Raw genomic sequence first — 1,885 nt, forward strand, 5'->3', positions numbered from 1 at the left:
ACCGCGTTTCAGGCCAAACAAACCATCGAAGCCATTGAACGACTTAAAAATGTGCCATTTAGTATTACTTGTTCGTTTCATTTTCCCCACGCACCAATGTTACCAACAGAGCCTTATTACAGTATGTATCCTGCATCTGAAATGACGCCTCCTGCAAGTATTTCCGATGATATGGAGAACTCACCCTATCGGAGAGCAAACGGACGATTGGAAAATCCTGAATATTCGGACCCCGAAAAAATTAAATACATGATTTCCAATTATTATGGATTGGTACGCGAAATTGATGATTGGGTAGGAAGAATTCTGGAAGCCTTGGATCAGAATGGTTTAACAGACAATACGCTTGTAATCTTCACCAGCGACCATGGTGAAATGTTGGGGGCACATGGATTGCGTGAAAAGAACGTATTTTATGAAGAATCGGCGCATGTTCCTTTGATAATCCGATTTCCGGGTGAAATACAGAGTAACAGACAGGTGGATGGCTACGTTTCAAATATTGATTTATTTCCAACTATTTTGGATTATCTGGAAGTGGGAGACTACAAATCAGATGGCACAAGTCTTCGGGATTTAATTGAAGGGCAAGATACAAAACATGGCGAATATGTTGTTACCGAATGGGATTATCGCGGTGATTCTGAATCAAATTATATGATTGTAAAAGATGGTTGGAAACTGATTATTCCTTATTCAAAAGAGTCCAAGGTTATTAATGCCATGTATGATTTGAATAGTGATCCACGTGAAATGAAAAATTTAATTGGGAAAAATCCGGATAGGGTAGATTATTTCGAAAAAGTTGAAGATCTTCGCAGTTGCCTTTTGGAATGGTTGAAAAAGAATAATTCGAAACATTATCAGGGAGTAAAGGAACGAAAATTGATCTAATAATCTGGGGTCTTCAAGGTGGTCGAAATCGAAAAGCTATTAAAAAGGATGAAATTAGATAATCAAAGACGTTTGTATTTACTGGTGATCCTTTCACTATTATTTTTTGTTTCCTGCGTGAATAAAACGCCGGAAAACAAAGCGCTTTCAGGAGATGACAACTACTCCGGATCAGCCAGTTGCATCGAGTGTCATGAGCGGTTCTACCAACTTTGGTCGCCATCTCATCATGGTAAGGCCATGCAGCCGATCACCGCTGAATTCATTCACACCGCAATTACCCTTGGGCAGCCAGCAATTGCGATGGAGGGAGCAGCCTACCAGGCTGTTCAGAAAGACACCAACTTATACATTCGCGAAATCAAGGATGATGTCCAAAAGGATTACGAGGTGTTATGGGCCCTGGGAGGTAAAAATGTCTATTATTTTCTGACCGCTTGGGAAGGGGGCCGACTTCAAACGCTTCCACTGGCCTATGATGTGCATACCCGGCAGTGGTACAATAACCCGGAATCTGCCGTTCGTCACTTCCCGAATATGAATGGGGTGGAAGAGGAAGACCAGGCCCTAAGCTGGCGAGACATGCAATACACGTTTAATACCTCTTGCTATTCCTGTCATGTCAGCCAGTTGGAGAATAACTTTGACCTGGCCACCAACACGTATCAAACGCACTGGAAGGAGGCCGGGATTAACTGCGAAACTTGTCACGGGCCGGCACAGGAACATATCAGGGCCGCAAGGCTGGCCGAGGAAAAGGGCATCAAGCTGGATTCGATGCATTTGGTTGTAACCAGTGAATTCACTCCGGAGCAGCACAATGCCAGCTGTGCCGGATGTCATGCCAAAATGACCCCGATTACCGCTTCGTATTTCCCGGGAGATCGTTTCTTTGACAATTTTGATTTGATCACTTTGGAGAGCAGTGACTTTTATCCCGACGGACGCGACCTGGGAGAAAACTATACGATGACCAGCTGGTATATGAATC

The 1,885-nt window shown here is 43.5% G+C and carries 2 protein-coding genes; both read left to right on the plus strand.

Annotated features, from left to right (window positions below; genetic code table 11):
• Positions 1–894, plus strand: an 894-nt coding sequence (locus tag AAC033_RS19115) for a sulfatase-like hydrolase/transferase (RefSeq protein ID WP_339741186.1), incomplete at its 5' end; no start/stop codon positions are given.
• 48 nt (positions 895–942) lie between these two features.
• Positions 943–1,885: multiheme c-type cytochrome (locus AAC033_RS19120; protein WP_339741189.1), on the plus strand; the 943-nt coding region annotated here is incomplete at its 3' end.

Origin of the sequence: uncultured Sunxiuqinia sp. (assembly GCF_963974515.1) — a bacterium.
Taxonomy (GTDB): Bacteria; Bacteroidota; Bacteroidia; order Bacteroidales; family Prolixibacteraceae; genus Sunxiuqinia.